The organism is Umezawaea endophytica (assembly GCF_025061645.1).
Classification (GTDB): domain Bacteria; phylum Actinomycetota; class Actinomycetes; order Mycobacteriales; family Pseudonocardiaceae; genus Umezawaea; species Umezawaea endophytica.
On the sequence record NZ_JANYMP010000010.1, the window covers coordinates 76,516 to 97,774 of the forward strand.

The following is a 21,259-nucleotide window of genomic DNA, read 5'->3' on the forward strand; positions in this document are numbered from 1 at the left end:
CCCTGTTAGCGTCCGCGAACCGTTCGACGAGCGAACGGGTCGCGGGCCGCGCCTGCCCGTGTGGCATAACATCGGGGCCGCCGAGGCGGAAGGGGGCAGGTGAGCCAGGCGTCGAAGGACACGTCCGTGGCCGGTGTCGCCTACGCGCGGTGGGGCGTGCGGCCGGAGCCCGCGACGGCCCGTTACGCGGAGCCGGGGTGGTTGCACTCGCCGATGCCGATCGAGCGCGCCTGCCCGACGTGCGGCGGGCAGTTGCACGGCATGTACCGGTCGCACCCGCACAAGGGGCGGCAGCAACTCCAGGCCGCGGTCGTCTGCCCGACGTGCCCGGCGTCGTTCACCGTGCGCGAGTTGCAGCTCTCGCAACGCGCCGTGCTGGGGGAGCTGCGGCCGGAGTCCGTCGCCCGCAGGCTGCGCGAAGAGGCCCAGCTCGCGGCGCTCGAACGCCCAGATTTCGAGCCCAGACAGCGGACGGCACCCGCGCGGCCGGAGCCGGGGCGGTCGGCAGGCGGTCCGGACGGCGCCCACGAGACGGCACTCGGGCAGCGGCCGGCCCGGTCGCCGGACCTGGGGCGTCCTCCTGCCGCAGAGCAGCGCCCGGACCTCGCACCGGGTACGAACCGACCTCCCGCCGCACGGCAGGCACTCCCGCCACGACCGCCTGCCACGAACCCACCACCCACGGGGGAAGAACCACCCGACCTCCGCCCTCGACCGGCCCAACCACCCGCCGCGAACCACACCTCCCGGTTCCGCACCCGGCCGGACGCGAACCCGCTCGACCGAGACGCTCCCGTCGGACCAGGCTCGCGCGCACCGAGCCCGTCGGGGCCGAACCCGCTCGACTGGGCCGCTCCCGTTGAGCCGGATCCGCTCGCACCGCACCCGGCCGGGTCGGATCCGCTTGACTGGGCTCCTCCGGTTGAGCCGGACCCGCTCGACTGGGACCCTCCCGTCGGGCCGGACCTGCTCTCACCGAGCCGACCAGGGCCTGACCGACTCGACCGAACCCCTCCCGTCGACCCGGAACCCCTTGCCCCGCCCGAAACCGAACCACCCGCCCCCGCCCGGCGGCGGGTGTCGACGACCGTCATGGCCGCGCGGATCCGGTCGATCCTCACCGGGTCGACCACGGTCGCCGCCGCTCCCGCCGCGTCGATCCCGGTCCTGCCCCCCGGCCTGGCCGGGTCGACGGAGCACCGGCTGGTGTGGTGGCGCAAGACCGTGGACCCGCACCTGGAGCCGCCGGACCTGCCGTCTACCGTCGACGTCCGGGTCGTCCTGCCCGAGCACCCGAGGTTCGACGGGCTGCGGGAGCGGTTGAAGGTGGCCGAGGTGGCGTTCCGGTCGGTGCCGCACTGGATCGAGGAGGAGCTGGTCTCGTCGGTGGGGCCTGCCGGTGGGCTCGTGCCGGTCGTGGCGTCGGCGTGGCTGTCGGAGGTGGGCGGGCTGGTGCCCGACCGGTGCGATCCGGTCGGTGGTGACGGGGCGCTCGCGGCGCTGCTGGCGTTCGAGGTGCTGTGGGACCTGCACGAGCCGGTCGACCCGGCGACGGTGCCCGACTCGACGCCCGCCGACCGCCTCGTGCCTGCGGAGTGGTTGCCGTTCCTGTCGTTCCCGCTGCTCAACCCGGCGCAGAGCCAGGCGGCGCCGCACATCCTGGACACCGACGAGCACCTGCTGGTCGCCGCGCCGACCGGGGCGGGCAAGACCACGATCGGGAAGCTGGCGGCGCTGCGGTCGATCCTCCAGGACGGCCGGAAGGCGGCGTGGCTGGTGCCGCAGCGGTCGCTGACCGATGAGCTGAACATCGAGCTGGAAGCGTGGCGCCGCAACGGGTTGCGGGTGGAGAGGCTGTCCGGCGAGTACGCGGTCGACATCGAGAAGGTGCGCGAGGCGGACCTGTGGGTGGCGACCACGGAGAAGTTCGAGGCGATCTGCCGCACGGGGTCGTTGCAGGCCGCGCTCGGCGAGGTCGGGTGCCTGGTGGTGGACGAGATCCACCTGCTCGGCAGCCCCGGCCGCGGCGCGCTGCTGGAGGCGTTGCTGGCGCGGGTGCGGGGCGCGGAGTCGCCGGTGCGGATCGTGGGCCTGTCCGCGACGGTGTCCAACGCCGCCGAGGTCGCCGAGTGGTTGCAGGCCACGCTGGTGACGACGACCTGGCGGCCGTCGCGGGTGACGTGGCAGCTCCCGGTGCTCCCCGCCAGCACCACCTTCGCGGGCGGCAGCCGGATGCGCGAGCAGGCCGTGGTCGAGCTGACCGAGCGGCACACCGCCGAATCGGGCAGCGTGCTGGTGTTCTGCGGGTCCAAGCGCAACGTCCGGTCCACCGCGATGGCGGTCGCCGCGTCGCGCGGCGCTCCGGTGCACACCGCCGCGGCCGACGACGTCGACGAGCTGACGAAGGTGTGCGCGGCGGTCGGCGTGCGGATGCACTACGCGGACTACGAGCACAAGCACGCCGCGGAACGCGCTTTCCGGGCACGGGAGGCGGACGTGCTCGTCGCGACGTCCACGGTCGCGGCGGGCGTCAACCTGCCCGCGCGGGCGGTGGTCGTGCGGGACACCAAGATCGGCGGCGAGCCGATGGACACCTCGACCGTGCAGCAGATGTTCGGCCGGGCGGGCCGCATCGGTGCGGGGGAGACCCAGGGCTGGTCCTACCTGCTGACCGAGGAGACCGAGCGGGCCGCGTGGCAGACCCGCCTGGTGGCCGGGTACTCGGTGTACTCGCGGATCTACGACAGCCTCGCCGACCACGTGCTCGCCGAGGTACTCCAGGCCCGCATCACCACGCTGGCCGACGCGCAGGCGTGGTGGGTGGAGACCCTGGCCCACGCGCAGGGCGACGACGACCTGGAGCCGGTGCAGGCGGCGGTCGACTTCCTGGTCGCGGAGGGCCACCTCACCGGGGTCCGGCGCGGCGACGACCTGGTGCTGGCCACCACCGACCTGGGCAGGCTGACCGCCAGGATGATGGTGTCGACCTACACCGGGCAGCGGTTGCGCCGCACCCTCGGGCTGCTGCCCGTGCCGCAGGACCCGGACTCCGCCGAGGACGCGCTCAGCCTCGTGCTGGCCGTCGCCGTCCCGGAGCTGGCGGGTCTGCCGGTCGCCGAGTCGGTGCGCCCCGCCGTCGCGACCGCGATCAAGGCGGGCGGCCGGACGTCCCGGATCACCCACACCACCTCCATCAAGGGGCTCGGCTCCTCCGCCTCGACGGCTCCCGGCGACCTGGCGTGGGCCGCCCTGCTGGTCACGGCTCGTTCGCCGCACCTGTTCCGGGAGCCGCGCCGGGTCGTGGCGGGCATCCCGGTGGCCACGGTCCACCCGGTGCTGGAGCAGGCGCCGCGCTACCTGTCGTGGCTGGCCGCCCAGGGCGTGCTGGGCACCGTGCACCCGTGGATCGCGATCGTCGCCGCGGACCTGGACCAGCGGGTCCGGTGGCGGAGGCTCGTGCCGAGGCGTGGAGCGGGCCGGTTGCTGTGGCTGTGCGAGCAGATGGCCACCCGCGCCCGCGCCAAGGACCTGGTCCCGGCGATGTGGCGGTCGGCGGTCGACTCCGGCCTGCGCGCCCCGGACTGGAAACCCGGCGTGCCGCCGACCGGCTGCGAACTCGACCAGGCGGGCTACACGGCACTGCTGCGCGACCGGGTCACCGGGGCGACGATCGTCGAGGGGGAGACCGGCGCGGTGGTGTCCGGACTCGCGGGCGCCGCCGCGGTCGCCTGGCGCGGCAAGGTACGCGGCCCGGTCGTGGTCACGAAGGCGACCACGGACGTCGACAACCCGCGCGACCCGGAGTCCGACGCCGACGCGGGGGTCGCGGTGTTCACCCGGCGCGGCGACTACCGCGCCACCGGCTGGCTCGCCGCGTACGACCGGCTGGCCGTCCCCGAGGACGATCCCGAACCACCGCCGCCCGCACGCCGACCCCGCCGGGGGTTCGGGGCGGCCTGACGGCCTGCCTGCTCAGCACGCTGAAGCGGGCCAGGACGGCGGGTCGCGCCGACCTGATGGCCTGTCTCCATCGTCACGCCGAAGCGGGCTCGGACGATGGGGTCGTGCCGGCCTGCCTCATGGTCACGTCGAAGCGGGCCAGGACGACAGGTCGCGCCGACCTGACGGCCTGCCTCCTCGTCACGGTGAAGCGGGCCAGGACGACGGGTCGTGCCGTCCTGGCCCGCACCCCCGGTTCGCGGGGCAGCGGGCCCTGCGGTGGCCGCGATCGGAGGTCGCCCGCCGGACGGTCGGCGTGCCGTCCCTCCTCCTCGCCAGGGCCCGCTGTGCCGCTGGGAAGAGTCTCGGTGGTGGTGTTCATCGAATCGGCATCGCCGCGTTCATCGTTCTGCCACGACGGCCGACAACGGTCACCGGGACCGCGCGGAGCCCAGCTTCGAGCGGACCGCGTCCGCGTCCGGGTGCCCGAGCTCGTCGAAGATGACCAGGGCTCGGTGCCAGTCGTCGTGCGCGGCCTCGACGGCCCCCGCGGCGAGGTGGGCGTCGCCCAGGTGGGCGATCGTCTCGGCCTCCGCCCACCGGTGGCCGAGGTCGCGGTAGAGCCCGGCTGCCTTCTCGTAGCAGGGGATGCTCTCCTCGTGGTGCCCCAGCCCCTGGTGGGCGTGGCCGAGCACGTCCCACGTGTCCGCGTCGCCGAACCGGTCGGCGATCTCCTCGTTGAGCCGCCGCGCCCGTTCCGCGGCGTCCAGTGCCTGCTCGTGGTCGCCGCGGAGGTTGTGGCCCCAGGCGATGTTGTTGAGCGCCCTGGCCTGCCCCGACAGGTGGCCGATGTCGCGGAACAGTTCGAAGGCCCGCTCGGCGTGCGCCAGCGACGTCGCGTGCTCGCCCTCGCGGAAGTCGATCCAGCACAGGTCGAAGTGGACCCTGGCCTCTCCCGCGGTGTCACCGGTCTCCCGGAACAGGCGCAGGGCGTGTCGCAGGTGGACGACCGCGTCGGCGACCTTGTCCAGGTGGACGTGGACCCGCCCGAGGCTGCGGTGGGCGTGCGCCTGTCCGAGGCGGTCCCCGATCCGCCGCGCCGACGCCAGCGCGGTGTGCTGCGCGGCGGCCCACGGCTCCCAGAGCCCCCGGCGCTCCGCGAAGTAGGCCACCGCCCAGGCCAACCGCCAGGCGTGGTCGTCGAACCCGGTCGACGCCGCCCGCTCGACGACCGCCGTGATCGCGGCGAACTCGTCGGTCAGCCAGCGCATCGCGTGCTCGTGGTCGGTGTGCTCGTCGACGACCACACCGGGCTGGACCGGCGGGATGGTGATCGGGTCGCGGTGGGCGTCGATCAGCCGGTCGGCGGCGCGGGCGCTGTGCAGGTAGTGGTCGACCAACCGGTGCAGGGCTTCCCGCCGCTGCCCGTCGGTGTCGCTGCCGCGGGCCAGTTCGGCGGCGTACGCGCGCAGCAGGTCGTGGCACGCGTACCGGCCGGGAGCCTGCGCGGTGACCAGGCAGGCGCCCACCAGTTCGGCCAGCAGCGCGCGGGTCCGGTCGACGGGCAGCCCGGTCAGGCTGGCGGCCGACCGCTCCGTGACGTCCGGGCAGGGGCTGAGCCCCAGCGACCGGAACAGCAGGCGCGCGGGTTCGCTGAGCTGGTGGTACGACCAGGAGAAGACGGCACGCACGTCGGTGGCCGGGTCGTCGCCGCCCAGCGCGTCGAGACTGCCCTGGGCCGTGCGCAGCTCGGCGGCGAGCGAGGCCAGGGGGAAGTCGGGGTGGATGGCGGCGCGGGCGGCCACCACCGCCAGCGCCAGCGGCAGCGAGGCGCACCGGGTGATGATCTCGTCGACGGCGTCCGGCTCGGCCGCCAGGCGTTCCCGGCCGAGCCGCAGCGCCAGCATCTGCTGCGCCTCGGCCGGGTCGAACAGACCCAGCACCACCGGCCGGGCCCCTTCGGCGGCGACCAGTCCGGACAGCACGCGGCGGCTGGTGACCACGACGTGGCAGCCGCGGCTGCCGGGCAGCAGCGGTCGCACCTGGTCGGCGTCGCGGGCGTTGTCCAGCACCACCAGCACCCGGCGGTCCACCAGCAGGCTCCGGTAGAGGGCGGACCGGGCGGCGAGGCCGACCGGCACCCGCGGTGGCGGCACGTCGAGCGCCTCCAGGAACCCGAGCAGCACGTCGGCGGGCCGCACCGGGGACCCGTCGGCGTCGAAGCCGCGCAGGTTCACGTAGAGCTGGCCCTGCGGGAAGTGGTGGCGCACCCGCTGTCCCCAGTGGACGGCCAGCGCGGTCTTCCCGATCCCGGCCATGCCCGCGATGGCGGTGACCACCGTGCCCTCGCCGCCGGGGAGCACCTCGTCGAGTTCCTTGAGGTGCCGGACGCGGCCGGTGAAGCCGATCACGTCGACGGGGAGCTGGGCGGGCACCACCCGCCCGGCGGCGGGCCGGGACGGCACGGCCTCGGTGTCGCCCGCCTCGTCCCGGAGGACGGCGGTGTGCAGCTCCCGCAGCCGGGCGCCCGGTTCGAGGCCGAGTTCGTCGGCGAGCACCCCGCGCAGCCGGTGGTACGCCTCCAGCGCCTCCGCCTGCCGTCCCGACCGGTGCAGGGCCACCATCAACTGGCCCACCAGCCGTTCCCGGAGCGGGTTCGCGGCGACCAGCTCGACCAGCTCGCCGACCAGCTCGGCGTGCCTGCCGAGCCGCAGCTCCAGTTCGACGCACTCCTCGACCGCCGCCCGCCGCTGCTCGTCGAGCCGGGCGGCGGCGGCCTCAAAGGCCCTGCCCGGCAGTCCGGCGAGCGCGGGTCCGCGCCACAGCCGCAGTCCCGCCCTGAACTCGGCCGCGGCCGCGCCGGTCTCACCGGCGGCGCTCAGCCGCCGCGCCTCGTCCACCCGTGCCTGGAAGAGCGACGCGTCCAGCGTGCTGGCACCGAGCCGGAGCCGGTACCCGCTGCCCTCGGCGGCGATCGTGGGCGCCACGGCCGGGTCCGGGTCGCGTTCGCCCGCCTCCAGCAGCCTGCGGAGCGCGGAGACGCTGTTCTGCACCTGGCGCTTGGCGGTGGTGGGTGGACGGTCGTCCCAGACGGCGTCGATGAGCGTGTCGAGTGAAACGGCGTGGTCGGCGTTCACCAGCAGCAGCGCCAGCAACGTCCGTTGGCGCCTGCCGGTCAGCCGGAGCAGACCACCGCTCGCCGAAACCTGGAGGGATCCCAGGACCTGGAATTCCACCTGCGTTTCCGCAGCGGTCATCGTACCTCCGGCGGACCACGTCGTCGTGCGGCGATCTCCGATGATCCCGTATTCCGATCGTCCACCACAACCGGTCGACCACGGGGGAAAGCGCCGGAGCGCGAGCGGTTTTTCCCAATCGACACCGCATAAATGCGGGCATTGCGGGAAAAGGCGAGGTGGATTCGCCGAGCACTATCCGGAGTCCGTCTCGAATGGATGGTCGACTGGGGACGTCCCCTCAGGTCGAGTCGCGCACCACCAGTTCGGTCGGCAGCAGGGCCGCCGCGGGTGGCTGGCCCGCGACCAGGTCCAGCAGCAGGCGCACCATCTCGCGGGTGATCCGTTCGAACGGCTGCCGCACGGTCGTCAGCGCGGGCCGGGTGGTCGAGGCGATGCCGGAGTCGTCGAACCCGCCGACGGCCACGTCCCGCGGCACCCGCAGGCCCGCGTCGTGCAGCACGGTGAGCGCGCCCGCCGCCATGAGGTCGGACGCGACGAACACCGCGTCCAGGTCCGGCGACCTGGCCAGCAGCTCGGCCATGGCCGCCTCGCCGCCCGCCCGCGAGTAGTCGCCCTGCGCGATCAGCGACGGCACGGCGTCCGCGCCCAGGACGTCGCGGTAGCCCGCCAGGCGCTCGACCCCGCCGGGGGTGTCCAGCGGGCCGGTGATCGTCGCGATCCTGGTCCGGCCGCGCTCCCGCAGGTGGCGCACCATCGACCTGGCGCCCTCCCGGTCGTCCGCGGCGGCGTACGCGACCCTGCCCTCGTGGCCCAGCGGCTTGCCGCAGGTCACGACCGGGATGTCGAACTGGAGCAGCTCGTCGACCAGCGGGTTGCCGGTGTGCGACGACACCAGCAGCACGCCGTCGACGTGGCCCGCCGCGAGGAACCGGCTGGTGCGCTTGCGCTCGACGTCGCTGCTGGCCGTCATCAGCAGCAGCGGCAGGTCGTGCTCGGCCAGCTCCTGGGTGCACGCCTGGAGCAGGATGCTGAAGTTCGGGTCCTCGAACAGCCTGCTCTGCGGCTCGGTCAGCACGAACGCGATCGAGTGCGCCCGCTGCGTCACCAGGCTGCGGGCGGCGGAGTTCGCCACGTACCCGGTCTTGCGCACGGCCGCCAGCACCGCCTCCAGCGCCGTCGGGCTGACGTTCTGCCCGCCGTTGAGCGCGCGCGACACCGTGCCCCTGGAGACGCCCGCCTCGGCGGCCACGTCGTGGATGGTGGGCCGTGCCCTGCTCTTGCCCAGCCTGCCGGTCATGGCCCACTTCCCTTCACGCCTTCACCGCTCCGGAGAGCAGGTCCACCCGCCAGTATCGCTGGAGCGTGAGGAACAGCGCGATCAGAGGCAGCACCGACACGAGCGAACCGACGATCGCGAGGGTGTAGAGCGCGGGCGTGGTGTTGCCCTGGTTGAGCATCGTGTACAGCCCGAGCGTCACCGGGAACTTCCGGTCGTCGCCGAGCATGATGAACGGCAGCAGGAAGTTGTTCCAGATCGCGACGAACTGGAACAGGAACACGGTGACCAGTCCCGGCGCCATCATCGGCACCGCGATCGACCACAGGATCCGGCCCTCGCCCGCCCCGTCGGTGCGGGCCGCCTCCACCACGTCCTCCGGCACGGCGGCGGCCGCGTAGATCCGGGCGAGGTAGATCCCGTACGGGCTGAGCACGCTGGGCACCAGCACCGACAGGTAGGTGTCGGCCAGCCCCACCTCGGAGATCAGCAGGTACTGGGGGATGGCCAGCACGACCGACGGGACCAGCACGCCGGCGATCAGCGCGTTGAACACGAGGTCCCGGCCGCGGAACGCGAACTTCGCCAGCGCGTACCCGGTGAGCCCGGACAGCGCGGCCGACAGCAGCGCGCCGACACCCGCGTACAGCGCGGAGTTGGCCATCCACCGCCAGAACGCACCGTCCCGGTAGGACGACAGGTCGTCCAGGTTGGCCAGGATCGACGTGCCGGGGGAGAACGTGGACGTGGCGAACAGCTCGCCGCTGCTCTTGGTCGCCGCGACCAGGACCCAGGCGACCGGCAGCAGGCAGTAGGCGGCCCCGAGCAGCAGGACCAGCGTGGGCAGCGTGCCCAGCGCCCGCCTCACCGCTCACCGCCGAACGCCCGTGAGCGGGTGATCCGCAGCAGGCCGAAGGACAGCACGAACATCACCGCGGCGATCACCACGGACGCCGCGGCGGCGGAGTGGACGTCACCTCGGGCGAACGCGTCCTGGTAGACCTTCATCAGCGGGCTCCACGTGCGCGACAGCGAGTTCGTCAGCGGCGCCAACGTCGTCGGCTCGGCGAACACCTGGAGCGTCGCGACGACGGAGAACAGCGTCGTCAGCACCAGCGCGGGCACGACGAGCGGGATCTTGATCCGCAGCGCGACCTGCACCGGCGAGCAGCCGTCGATCCGCGCCGCCTCGTAGAGGTCGCGCGGGATGGACCGCAGCGCCGTGTAGAGGACGATCATGTTGTATCCCACGCCTCCCCACACCGCGATGTTGGCCAGCGCGAAGTAGATGCCCGTCGGCGACAGCAGGTCCACCTCCGGCAGCGACAGCTCGGTCAGGAGTTGCACGAACGGGCTGGTGGACGGCAGGTACAGGAACCCCCACAGCAGCGTCGCGATCACGCCGGGGATCGCGTACGGCAGGAAGATCGCGATCCGGGAGAAGCCGCGGGCCCGTGCCCGGTCCTCGTCCAGCAGCAGCGCGAACACCAGCGCCAGCAACAACATCGTCGGCACGAGCAGCGCGCCGTACCCGAGCACGCGCAACGCGCCCGCGCCCATCTCCGCGTCGGTGAGGGTGCGCGCGTAGTTGCCGAGACCGGTGAAGACCTCCTTGCGGCTGCCCTTGCCGAGCCCGAGTCCGCTCACCTCGATCCGGAACAGGCTCAGGTACACCGTGTACGCGATGGGGATCGCGAGCACCAGCAGGAAGAGGACCACCGCGGGAGCGACGAACAGGTAGGGCGTCGCCGCTCCCGCCCGCCGTGGTCGGGACGTGGTGGAGGGCACCGGTCAGCCGACCTTGAACCCGCTGGCCCGCAGGTCGTCGATCGTCGCCCGCTGCATCTCGGCGAGCGCGGGCGCCAGGTCGGTCCCGCCGGTGATGGCGGCACCGAAGGCGTTCTTGTACGCCGTGTAGGCGACGTTGACGTTCGGGCCCCAGGTGAAGCCCGCCGCCGTGGAGGCGACCCGCTGCGCGGTGGCGTAGAAGTCGGTCTGGGCGGGGAAGAACGCGGGCGGCTTCGCCAGTGCCGACCCGGTCTGCGCCTTGGTCGCCGCGGGGTAGACGCCGCTGTCGGTCACCAGCGCGGCGACCGCCTCGGGGTCGGTGTTGAGCCAGATCGCGAACTCCGCCGCGGCCTTCTGCTTCTTGGACCCGGCGGTGACCGCCGTGGTCGACCCGCCCCAGTTGCCGGTGCGCGGCGACGCGGCGTCCCACTGCGGCAGCGGGGCCATGGCCCACTTGCCGACGGTGCTCTGCGCGTTGCCCGCCAGCACGCCGGGAGCCCACACGGCGCTGACCCAGCCGATCTGGGTGCCGTCGTTGAGGGCTTTGTTCCACTCCGGTGTGTACATCGGGGTCTTGTCGACCGCGCCCTCGGCGACCAGGCCGCTCCAGTACGAGGCGACCTTCTTCGTCGCGGCGTCGTCGATCGAGACCTTCCAGGTGTCGCCGTCGACGCTCCACCACGAGCCGCCCGCCTGCTGCGCGAGGCCCGCGAACCAGCCGGGGTCGTTGGAGGAGAACGTGCCGAGGAACTTGTCCGGCGCCTTGGTCCGCAGGGTCCTGGCCGTCCGCGCGTACTCGTCCCACGTCTTCGGGACGGTGAGGCCGTACTGCTCGAACAGGTCGGTCCGGTAGTAGAACATCATCGGCCCGGAGTCCTGCGGGATCGCGTACACGCCGTCGCCGCCCAGCGTGACCTGCTGCCACACGCCGTCCGGGAACTCGCCCTTGACGCTCGACGCGTGGGCGGCGATGTCGGCCAGGACGTCGTTGCTCACGAGCGTGGGCAGCGCCTGGAACTCGACCTGCGCCAGGTCCGGCCCGCTGCCCGCCTTGGCGCTGGTCAGCAGCTTGGTGACGAGGTCGTCGCCCTGGGCCTGCTTGCTCATCACGACCTTGCGGTCGGGGTGGGCGGCGTTCCACCGGTCGACGACCTTCTCGATGTTGGGCGCCCACGCCCAGAAGCTCAGCTCGGTGGGACCTTCGGGCTCCTGGCCTCCGCTGCTCCCGCAGCCAACCAGCAGGGCGAGGCCGAGGCCTGCCGCCACGGCCTTCCTGGCGATGTCGAATCGCATGGGGATCTCCGGTCGGATCAGCGTCGCCAGCGACAACACCGGCGAGGACGAGCGCTGTGAACGTGCACAGTAGTTCGCCTCAAGAGTGTCCTGTCAACCGCTTGACACCGGTCTGTAGCTGCAAAGTAACCTAGCCAACTGACTGTGAACGTTCCCAACTGAGGGAGATTCCATGGCCGGTGTGGTGCGAGGGCAGGCCGTGCGGGACCTCCGGGTGGACCCGCCGCCGACGCCCGTCGGGATCGACGGGATGGTGTTCGGCGGCGACTACAACCCCGAGCAATGGCCCGAGCACGTGTGGCTGGAGGACGTCGAGCTGATGCGGCGCGCCGGGGTCAACCTGGTCAGCGTCGGCATCCACTCGTGGGCCCTGCTCGAACCCCGGCCCGGCGAGCACGACTTCGGCTGGCTCGACCGCCTGCTCGACCTGCTGCACGGCGCGGGCATCAGGGCGAACCTCGCCACCCCCACGGTCGCGCCACCCGCGTGGCTCTACCGCGCGCACCCCGACATCCGGCCCGTCGACCGCAACGGCGTGGTGCTCGAACTCGGCTCGCGGGCCACGTTCTGCCCGAGCGCGCCCGCCTACCGGGACGCGGCGCTGCGCGTCACCAGTGCGTTGGCCCGGCGGTACGCCGAGCACCCGGCGCTGGCGATGTGGCACGTGCACAACGAGTACGGCGCGCCCGTCGGCTCCTGCTACTGCCCGGAGTCCGCCGCCGCGTTCCGCCGCTGGCTGCTCGACCGGCACGGCGACCTCACGGCGCTGAACTCCGCGTGGGGCACCACGTTCTGGGGTCAGCGCTACGGCGAGTGGGACGAGGTCGAGCCGCCGCGCACCAGCGGGTCGACGGTGAACCCCGCGCAGCGGCTGGACTTCCTGCGGTTCTGCTCCGACGCGCTGCTGGACTGCTTCCGCGCCGAGCGCGACGTCCTGCGCGAGCTGTCGCCCGGTGTCCCGGTCACCACCAACTTCATGACCACCAACTGCAAGTCCATCGACTACTGGCGCTGGGCACCCGAGGTCGACGTGGTGGCCAACGACCACTACCTGACCGCCGAGGCCGACCGGAACCACGTCGACCTGGCGATGTCGGCCGACCTCACCCGCTCGGTCGCGGGTGGACGGCCGTGGATGCTGATGGAGCACTCCACCAGCGCCGTGAACTGGCAGCCGCGCAACGTCGCCAAGCGGCCGGGGGAGATGGTGCGCAACAGCGTCACCCACGTCGCCAGGGGAGCCGACGCGGTGATGTTCTTCCAGTGGCGGGCCTCCCGGTTCGGCGCGGAGAAGTTCCACTCGGCGATGCTGCCGCACTCGGGCACCCGCAGCCGGGTCTGGCACGACGTCGTGCGGCTCGGCGGCCACCTCGCCGTGCTCGACGAGCTGCGCGGCAGCCTGGTGGTGCCGGACGTCGCGGTGCTGTGGGACTGGGAATCGTGGTGGGCGCTGGAACTCGACTGGCGGCCGTCGTCCGAACTGGACTACCGCGAGCGCGTCGGCGCGTTCTACGAACTGCTGTGGGACGCCCACCTCACCGTCGACTTCGTCGCGCCCGGCGCGGACCTGGCCCGCTACCCGCTGGTCGTCGTGCCGTCGCTGTACCTCACGACCCCGGCCGCGGCGGCGGTGCTGACCGAGTACGTCCGCGACGGCGGAACCCTGGTGGTGTCGTACTTCTCCGGCATCGTCGACGCCAACGACACCATCCACCCCGGACCGTTCCCCGGCGCGCTGCGCGAGGTGCTCGGCGTGGAGGTCGAGGAGTGGCTGCCGTTGCGGGCGGGGGAGCGGGTGCTGCTCGACGGCGGCGCGCACGCCGACACGTGGGCGGAGGAGGTGCTGCTCACCGGGGCGGACGCCGTCGTGCGGTACGTGGACGGTCCGAGCGCGGGCGGCCCCGCCGTCACCCGCCACCGGTTCGGCGCGGGGACCGCCTGGTACGTCTCGACCCGGATGGACCGCGCGGCGCTCGGCCTGGTCCTGCACGACGCCCGCCTGGACGCCGGGCTCGACGTGCGGGTGGACCTGCCCGCCGACGTGGAGGTCGTGCGGCGGGTCACCGAGGACGCCGCGTACCTGTTCGTCGTCAACCACAACGACCACGCCGTGCGCGTCGAGGTCCGCGGCGAGGAACTGCTCTCCGGGCGGCACTGCGACCCGGACCTGCTCGTCGCGCCCGGCGGCGTCGCCGTGGTGCGCGTGACCTGAACCCTGCCTGTTCCTCAACGAGGAGGACGAGATGAGAACCCCACGACTGCTCGCCGTGCTGGCGGCGCTGGCGTTGACCATGGGCTTACCGCCCACGGCCAACGCCGCCGCCACGCCGACCAACGGCGGGTTCGAGGCCGACGGCGGCACGGCGAACCCCACCGGGTGGACGACCGGCGGCACCGCGAGCGCGTCGTTCACCGAGGCGGGCGGCCGGTCCGGCTCCTACCGGCTGTCCCACTACTCGGCCTCGGCGTACGAGGTCGAGACCCGGCAGACCCTGACCGGCGTGTCGAACGGCTGGCACACGCTGCGGGTGTGGGTGCGCTCCGGCGGCACGTCCCACATCGCGCTGCGGGACTGCGGCGGGGCCGAGCAGCGCGCGTCGCTGCCGATCAGCGCCGGTGCCCTGTGGATCGAACTCGTGGTGTCCGCCCAGGTGACCACCGGCCGCTGCACGATCGCGCTGGTGTCGAAGGGGAAGGCGGGCACGTGGGCGAACTTCGACGACGTCCGGTTCACCGCCGAGCGCACCTCGCTCGCCATCCGCGGCGGTGACGTGTCGAGCCTGAAGAAGGGCGAGGACCACGGGGCGGTCTACCGCACGGCGTCGGGCACCGCGCAGGACCCGCTGGCGATCCTGAAGGCCAACGGCGCCAACTACATCCGCCTCAAGGTGTGGGTGAACCCGGCCGACGGCTACAACGACAAGGACGACGTGCTCGCGGTGGCCAGGCGGGTCAAGGCGCTCGGCCTCAAGCTGCTGGTCGACTTCCACTACTCCGACACCTGGGCCGACCCCGGCAAGCAGTACAAGCCCGCCGCGTGGGCGTCCTACGACTTCGCCCGGCTGTCCAAGGCGGTGTACGACCACACCTACGACGTGCTGAACGCGCTGAAGGCCCAGGGCACCACCGCGGACATGGTGCAGGTCGGCAACGAGACCAACTCGGGGATGCTGTGGCCGGAGGGGTCGATCGACCACTGGGACCAGCTCGCCCGGCTGCTCACCAGTGGCGCGAACGCCGTGAAGGCCGTCTCGTCCTCGACCAGGGTCGCCCTGCACGTCGCCAACGGCGCCCGCGGCGCGGACGTGCGCTGGTGGTTCGACAACGCGGTCTCCCGCGGTGTGCCGTTCGACGTCATCGCCCTGTCCTACTACGGCTACTGGCACGGCACGCTCGGCGAGCTCCAGCAGACCCTGTTCGACGTGACCGCGCGCTACGGCAAGGACGTGCTGGTGGCGGAGACCGCGTACCCGTTCACCATGGCCGACGCCGACTTCGAGCCGAACGCGTTCAACGACCCGTCGCTGCTGGTCCCCGGCTACCCGGCCACCTCGGAGGGTCAGCTCGCGAACTTCCGCGACGTGCTGGGCGTCGTGCAGGCCGTGCCGAGAGGCCTTGGCGTCGTCTACTGGGAGCCCACCTGGACCGCCGTGCCCGGCAACGGCTGGGACCCCGCGAACCCGAACTCCGGCGACGGCTGGGACAACCAGGCGCTGTTCGACTGGTCAGGGAAGGCGCTGCCCGCGATCACGGCGTTCAACCGATGAATGATTTCCGACGCATTTCACCGCTCTAGAACTGTGTGGTTGACAATGGCGGGCTCGACGGGTGAACATGGTGTTGACCCGGTCGAGTCCGCCATTGTTTTCCCTCGTAGTCCCGACAGTTCCGGAGGAGTGGCATGTCTTTGACCAGTACTTTCATGGGCGATCCCGTGAAGGGGAGGTTCGGTGAGTTCGGCGGCCTGTTCGTGCCGGAGCCGATCGTGCCCGCCTGCGTGGAGCTGGAGCGGGCTTTCACCGAGGCGTGGGCCGATCCGGAGTTCCGGCGCGAGTTGGACGGTTACCTGAAGCACTACGTCGGCCGCCCCTCGCCGGTCACCGAGTGCCGCAGGCTGTCCGAGGAACTGGGCGTCCGGGTGCTGGCCAAGCGCGAGGACCTCAACCACACCGGCTCGCACAAGATCAACAACGTGCTGGGGCAGGCGCTGCTCGCCAAGCGCATGGGCAAGACCAGGGTCATCGCCGAGACCGGGGCGGGCCAGCACGGCGTCGCGACGGCGACCGCGTGCGCCCTGTTCGGCCTGGAGTGCGTGGTCTACATGGGCGAGGTCGACGTCGAGCGCCAGCAGCTCAACGTGTTCCGGATGGAACTGCTCGGCGCGGAGGTCAGGCCGGTCTCCTCGGGCAGCCGGACCCTGAAGGACGCCGTCAACGACGCGCTGCGCGACTGGGTCGCCTCCGTCGACACGACCTACTACTGCATGGGCTCCGTCCTGGGGCCGCACCCGTACCCGTGGATGGTGCGCGAACTCCAGCGGGTGATCGGCGACGAGTCCCTGGCGCAGTGCCGGGAACTGCTCGACGGCGCCGACCCGACGCACGTGGTCGCCTGCGTCGGCGGCGGCTCCAACGCGGCCGGGATCTTCGCCGGGTTCGCCGACACCGACGCCGCGCTCATCGGCGTGGAGGCGGCGGGCGGCGCGGCCATCGGCGCGGGTCGCGTGGGCGTGGTGCACGGCGCCAAGAGCATGCTGCTCCAGGACGGCGCGGGCCAGGTGTTGGAGGCGTACTCGATCTCCGCGGGCCTGGACTACCCCGGCATCGGGCCGGAGCACTCGCACCTGGCCGACCTCGGCCGCGCGACCTACCCCTCGGTCACCGACGACGAGGTGATCGTCGCCGTGCGGGAGCTGAGCAGGCTCGAAGGCCTCATCCCCGCGCTGGAGTCCGCCCACGCGTTCGCGTACCTGTTCCGCGAGGCGGGCCGTGGGATCCCGCTCGGCTCGACCGTCCTGGTCAACCTCTCCGGCCGGGGCGACAAGGACATGCACCAGGTCATCACCCTCCTCAACGGCAAGGGTGGCAAGGCATGACGACGACGGCGTACCTCACCGCGCTCGAGACCCACCTGCGCGGCACCGACCGCAAGCTCCTGGTCCCGTACGTCACCGGCGGTGTGTCGGACGACTGGATCGACTACGTGCACGCCGCCGTCGACGCGGGCGCGGACGCCGTCGAGATCGGCATCCCGTTCAGCGACCCGGTGATCGACGGACCGGTGATCCAGGCCGCCTCCGTCCGGTCGCTGGACCGCGGCACGACGCCCGAATCCGTGCTGCGCGACCTCGCGGCGTACCGGCGGGACGTGCCGCTGATCGCCATGACCTACTACAACCTGGTGCTCCAGCACGGGCAGCGGGAGTTCGCCCGCGACCTGGTGGCGAGCGGGGTGAACGGGGCGATCCTGCCGGACCTGCCGCTGGAGGAGTCGGCGTCGTGGGAGGCGGACGCCGCCGCGCACGGGGTCGCGACCGTGCTGATCGCCGCGCCCAGCACACCCGACGACCGGCTGGCCGCGCTCTGCTCCCGCAGCACGGGTTTCGTCTACGGCATGGGCGTGATGGGGGTGACGGGGGAGCGGGCCGCGCCGACGGATTCGGCGCGCGACATGGCGCGGCGGCTCAAGGCCGTCACGGACAAGCCGGTGCTGATCGGTGTCGGGGTGTCCACGAAGGAGAACGCCGAGAAGGTCGCGGGCGTCGCGGACGGCGTGATCATCGGGGCGCCGGTGATGCGGCGCGTGGCCGAGGCAGGCGGCGCGGCGGGTGTCGCCGAGCTGATCGCCGGGTTCCGCGCCGCACTGGACCGGGCCGGTGGGTGACGCGCGCCCGTCCGCCGGATACCGTCTGCCGCAGTGATCCACGCGGGACGGACCAGGAGGACGGACACATGGCGAACCCGCGGCCGGACGCCAAGCACAAGCTCACCAAGGCCGTCGACACGCCCAAGTACGTGGTCATCGAGCGGGACCTGCTGCGCCGCATCGGCCGGGCGGAGTTCCGCGCCGGTGGGCCGCTGCCGTCCCAACGGGACCTGAGCCAGCAGTACGGCGTGAGCCTGATGACCCTGCGGCAGGCGTTGCAGGCGCTCGAAGCGCAGGGCGTCGTCGAGCAGGTCCCCGGCAAGGGCACGTACGTCCGGATCAACCGGGTCCCGTACGTGGCGACGGGACTGGGCAGCCTCGTCGACGACCTGCGCGCCCAGGGCATCGTCATGGACACGACGCTGCTGCGCGCGGAGGTCGTCGACGCCACCCCGGAGACGGCGGCGCGGCTGGGGCTGGCGGCGGGTGACCGCGTGCTGGAGGTCGAACGCCTGCGGCTGGTCGGGCCCAATCCCGTGGTGCACCAGTTGTCCCGCGTGCCGGAGGCGCTCGGCGCTGCCCTGCTGGACGCGGACTTCCAGACCGAGTCCCTCTACGGGCTGCTGGCCGAGCGCTGCGGCGCGGTGCCCGCGCGGGCGACCGAGACGATCACGCCCCAGTCGATGACACCGGAGGTGGCGGCGCTGCTGGAGGTGGCGGCGGGCGCCGTCGGGCTGCGGAGCGACCGGCTGACCTTCGACGCGTACGGCGTGGCGCTGGTGCACGACGACGCGCTGCTCGTGAGCGACCGCATGGTGGTCACCATCGAGCGCGAGGCGGCGGGCCCGAACTTCCGGTACGTCCAGCGGTAGCCGACGCGGCGTCAGAACCAGTGCAGGCAGTGCGGCGGGCGTTCGGCGCGGAAGAGCTCGTCGGCCAGTGCGACCGCGCCCGGCCGGTGGGTCCGGACGTGGCCCGCGCGCACGAGCGTGCTCGGGGCGGTGCCGCCGAGGTAGATCGAGCCCAGGTCGCGCACGTCCAGTGACAGGTCGGGCTCCCGGTCGGTCGGGACGCACGCGGCCTCACCGCCCCTGGCGGTCAGCAGGTAGCGGTCGTGCTCGCCGAGGAACGGGTCGGTGACGTCGAGGACGATCTCCCCCTCGGCGAGCCAGCCGCGCGCGGTCAGCGCCCGCGGGACGTCCAGCAGCCGCACCCAGAGCCAGTCGCCGACGTCGCTCACCTCGCCCGCGCGGAAGTCCGCGAGCTGCCAGCGCAGCGGGTTGTCGGTCGGGACGTGCTCGAACACGACCCGGTCGACCAGGTCGTGGTCGAGCACGAACCGGGCCAGGGCCGCGAAGACCGCGTCGTCGGTGGTGATGGTCTCGTCGACCTTCAGCCTGCCGCCGTCACCGAGCGCGTAACTCGCGTATCCGTTCGGGACACCGGCGGCGTCCCGGTGGACGGCCACGTAGCGCGGCGCGGTGGAGACCGGGGGCTGGCCCGCGCCCCGTGACCACCAGTGGTGCGGCCGGGACAGCGCGCCGGGCATCGCGCGGCGGTACCGGTCGTAGACCTCCTCCAGGACCGGGCCGCAGTCGGCCCGGCGCAGCACCTCCACCGAGCCGGTCGCCGGGGTGGCGGCCGTCGTGCGGGCGGGGGTGAAGGCGGACCGGTGGCGCTGCACCGTCAGCCGGGTCGTGTAGGTCGCGGGCCCGTAGCCGAACCTGCCGTAGATCGGGGCCTCGGACGCCAGCAGCACGGCGAGGAACTCGCCTCGGGCCCGCAGGTCGGCGAGCTGGTGCCGCATCATCGCGGTGAGCACGCCCCGGCGGCGGTGCGAGGGCAGGACGCCGACGTGGGTCACCCCCGCGACCGGGACGACGGCCACGCCGGGGAGGGTGAGCTCGAAGGAGTACGCGCCCGCGGTGCCGACGGGCCGCCCGTCGTCCACCGCGAGCAGGCCGCGGTCCACCTCGATCGCCGACCACCAGGACCCACCGCCCTCGGCAGGCGGGTCCGGGAAGCGCCCCAGCGCGGCGTGGAACGTGTCGAGCAGGACGTCGAGGTCCTGGTCGGTGGTGGAACGGATCTCCATCGCTGCCACAGCCTCCGCGGGTACCGGCACCACGGCCCGCGGTGTCCGGCCACAGTGCAGCGCGGGCCCGCGGCGGGGTCAAGCGAATAACGCGCCCTACGGCACCATCCACGACAGCACGGGTGTGGACTGGAGGAACACCAGCACGCACATCAGCGCCAGGAAACCCAGGCTCCACAGGAGGACCTTGCGGAACAGGTCTCCCTCCTTCCCGGACATGCCGACCGCGGCGGCCGCGATGGCCAGGTTCTGCGGGCTGATCATCTTGCCGAGCACGCCGCCGGACGAGTTGGCCGCCGCCATCAGCGTCGTGCTCAGCCCGGCCTGCTGCGCGGCGGCGACCTGGAGCGCGCCGAACAGCGAGTTCGACGACGTGTCCGAACCGGTCACCGCGACGCCGATCCAGCCGAGGATCGGTGACAGCACGGCGAACAACGCTCCCGCGCCCGCCATCCAGGTGCCGAGCGTCGCGGTCTGGCCGCTCGCGTTCATCACGTACGCCAGCGCGAGCACGGCCATCACCGTGACGATCGCGGCCGAGAGCTGCCGGTAGGTGGCCAGGTAGGTGGTCCACGCGCGGCGCGCGCCGATGCCGATCAGCGGCATGGTGATCAGGCCGGCGACGATCAGCAGCGTGCCGCCCGAGGCGAGCCAGTCGAACTTGAACACCGGCAGGGTCGACGGTTTCCCGTTCGCCGTCAGCAGGTGCAGCCCCGGCCAGGAGAACGTCCTGGTGACGCTGGTGAGCGCGCTCTTGACGAAGGGGATCTGCGCCAGGGCGAACACCGCGATGATGACGCCGTACGGGGCGTACGCGCGGAACACCTCCCTGGGCGCGTCCCGCTCCTCCGCCGGCGCAGGCTCCGCCGAGCCCGTGCCTGCGGGCGCGACCGCTTCCACGTAGGTGTCCACCGGTCGCCACACCCGCAGGAGCAGCACGGTGGCCGCGGCGCTCACCAGCGCGGCGACGATGTCGGTGAGGGGAACGCTGAAGTAGTTGGAGGTGGCGAACTGCGCCACGGCGAACGTGGTGCCGCAGACGAGGGTCGCGGGCAGCGTCCGGCGCACCCCGCGCGGCCCGTCGATGATCAGCACCAGCGCCATCGGCACGAACACGCCCAGCAGCGGCGTCTGCCTGCCGACCATCGACGCCAGGTCCTGCACCGGCAGGCCCGTGACGGTCGCCAGGGTCGTGATCGGCACGGCCAGCGCCCCGAACGCGACCGGCGCCGTGTTGGCGACCAGCGCGACGCTCGCCGCCTTCAACGGCCGGAAACCCAGTGCTATCAACATGACGCTGGTGATCGCGACCGGCGTGCCGAACCCGGCGAGCGCTTCGAGCAGCGCGCCGAAGCAGAACGCGATGATCACGCCCTGGATCCGCTGGTCGTCGCTGACGCGGGCGAAGGACCGCCGCAGCACGTCGAAGTGTCCCGTTTGGACGGTCATGTTGTAGACCCAGATCGCGTTCACCACGATCCAGAGGATCGGGAAGAACCCGAACGCCGCCCCCTCCGTCGCCGCGAGCAGCGCCTGGCCGACCGGCATCGGGTAGGCGACGACCGCGACCAGCACGGCGACCGCCAGCGACAGCAGCGCGGCGAGCCACGCCCTCATCCGCACCACGCCGAGCAGGACGAACAACGTGGCCAGCGGCAGCGCCGCGAACAGGGCGGTCAGGCCGAGCGAACCCGAGACGGCGTCGAGGACCGGCTGGTACACGTTTCCTCCTCGTTGAGGAATGCGCTTTCCCCCGAAGCTAGGGGCCGTGCGCACCGTGGTCAACCACTCGCGCTCCGTGCC

The 21,259-nt window shown here is 72.7% G+C and carries 14 protein-coding genes; 6 read left to right on the forward strand and 8 right to left on the reverse strand.

Features of this window, described 5'->3' with window-relative positions:
* The first annotated feature begins 99 nt into the window (after positions 1-99).
* Positions 100-3,960 carry a DEAD/DEAH box helicase gene (locus NZH93_RS49910; protein WP_308214222.1) on the forward strand — a complete coding sequence of 1,287 codons (3,861 nt, stop codon included), beginning with the start codon at positions 100-102 and terminating at the stop codon, positions 3,958-3,960.
* A gap of 73 nt (positions 3,961-4,033) precedes the next feature.
* On the opposite strand, the gene NZH93_RS21405 is transcribed toward NZH93_RS49910, so the two are convergent.
* From NZH93_RS21405 to NZH93_RS21430, 6 genes are all read right to left on the reverse strand, one after another.
* Positions 4,034-4,321 (reverse strand): hypothetical protein, encoded by a 288-nt coding sequence (locus NZH93_RS21405; RefSeq protein WP_259624930.1) that lies wholly within the window; start codon positions 4,319-4,321, stop codon positions 4,034-4,036.
* 49 nt (positions 4,322-4,370) lie between these two features.
* Positions 4,371-7,196: an AfsR/SARP family transcriptional regulator gene (locus tag NZH93_RS21410; protein ID WP_259624931.1), complete on the reverse strand. Its 2,826-nt coding sequence runs from the start codon at positions 7,194-7,196 to the stop codon at positions 4,371-4,373.
* A 220-nt stretch (positions 7,197-7,416) separates the two neighbouring features.
* Positions 7,417-8,436, reverse strand: a complete 1,020-nt coding sequence (locus tag NZH93_RS21415) for a LacI family DNA-binding transcriptional regulator (RefSeq protein WP_259624932.1) — start codon at positions 8,434-8,436, stop codon at positions 7,417-7,419.
* A 13-nt stretch (positions 8,437-8,449) separates the two neighbouring features.
* Positions 8,450-9,283, reverse strand: coding sequence for a carbohydrate ABC transporter permease (locus NZH93_RS21420; protein ID WP_259624933.1), 834 nt, complete (start codon positions 9,281-9,283; stop codon positions 8,450-8,452).
* Positions 9,280-10,203 (reverse strand): carbohydrate ABC transporter permease, encoded by a 924-nt coding sequence (locus tag NZH93_RS21425; RefSeq protein WP_259624934.1) that lies wholly within the window; start codon positions 10,201-10,203, stop codon positions 9,280-9,282. The genes NZH93_RS21420 and NZH93_RS21425 overlap by 4 nt, the downstream gene beginning before the upstream one ends.
* Positions 10,204-10,206: 3 nt before the next feature.
* Positions 10,207-11,496, reverse strand: a complete 1,290-nt coding sequence (locus tag NZH93_RS21430; protein WP_259624935.1) for an ABC transporter substrate-binding protein — start codon at positions 11,494-11,496, stop codon at positions 10,207-10,209.
* Between the two features lie 172 nt (positions 11,497-11,668).
* On the opposite strand from NZH93_RS21430, the gene NZH93_RS21435 reads away from it, so the two are divergent.
* The 5 genes from NZH93_RS21435 (at position 11,669) to NZH93_RS21455 (ending at position 18,233) form a co-directional block, all read left to right on the forward strand.
* Positions 11,669-13,708, forward strand: coding sequence for a beta-galactosidase (locus NZH93_RS21435; RefSeq protein WP_259624936.1), 2,040 nt, complete (start codon positions 11,669-11,671; stop codon positions 13,706-13,708).
* Between the two features lie 31 nt (positions 13,709-13,739).
* The gene (locus NZH93_RS21440) at positions 13,740-15,263 is read left to right on the forward strand and encodes a glycoside hydrolase family 53 protein (protein ID WP_259624937.1); all 1,524 of its coding nucleotides are present in this window, start codon (positions 13,740-13,742) and stop codon (positions 15,261-15,263) included.
* 155 nt (positions 15,264-15,418) lie between these two features.
* Positions 15,419-16,591: a tryptophan synthase subunit beta gene (gene trpB / locus NZH93_RS21445; RefSeq protein WP_259624938.1), complete on the forward strand. Its 1,173-nt coding sequence runs from the start codon at positions 15,419-15,421 to the stop codon at positions 16,589-16,591.
* Positions 16,588-17,379, forward strand: a complete 792-nt coding sequence (gene trpA, locus NZH93_RS21450; protein ID WP_259624939.1) for a tryptophan synthase subunit alpha — start codon at positions 16,588-16,590, stop codon at positions 17,377-17,379. Before trpB ends, trpA begins: the two co-directional genes overlap by 4 nt.
* 68 nt (positions 17,380-17,447) lie before the next feature.
* Complete coding sequence (locus tag NZH93_RS21455) at positions 17,448-18,233, forward strand: GntR family transcriptional regulator (protein WP_259624940.1); 786 nt, start codon at positions 17,448-17,450, stop codon at positions 18,231-18,233.
* A gap of 11 nt (positions 18,234-18,244) precedes the next feature.
* On the opposite strand, the gene NZH93_RS21460 is transcribed toward NZH93_RS21455, so the two are convergent.
* Both NZH93_RS21460 and NZH93_RS21465 read right to left on the reverse strand, forming a co-directional pair.
* Positions 18,245-19,456, reverse strand: coding sequence for a GNAT family N-acetyltransferase (locus tag NZH93_RS21460; RefSeq protein ID WP_259624941.1), 1,212 nt, complete (start codon positions 19,454-19,456; stop codon positions 18,245-18,247).
* 96 nt (positions 19,457-19,552) lie between these two features.
* Complete coding sequence (locus NZH93_RS21465) at positions 19,553-21,178, reverse strand: L-lactate permease (protein ID WP_259624942.1); 1,626 nt, start codon at positions 21,176-21,178, stop codon at positions 19,553-19,555.
* Positions 21,179-21,259 lie beyond the last annotated feature (81 nt).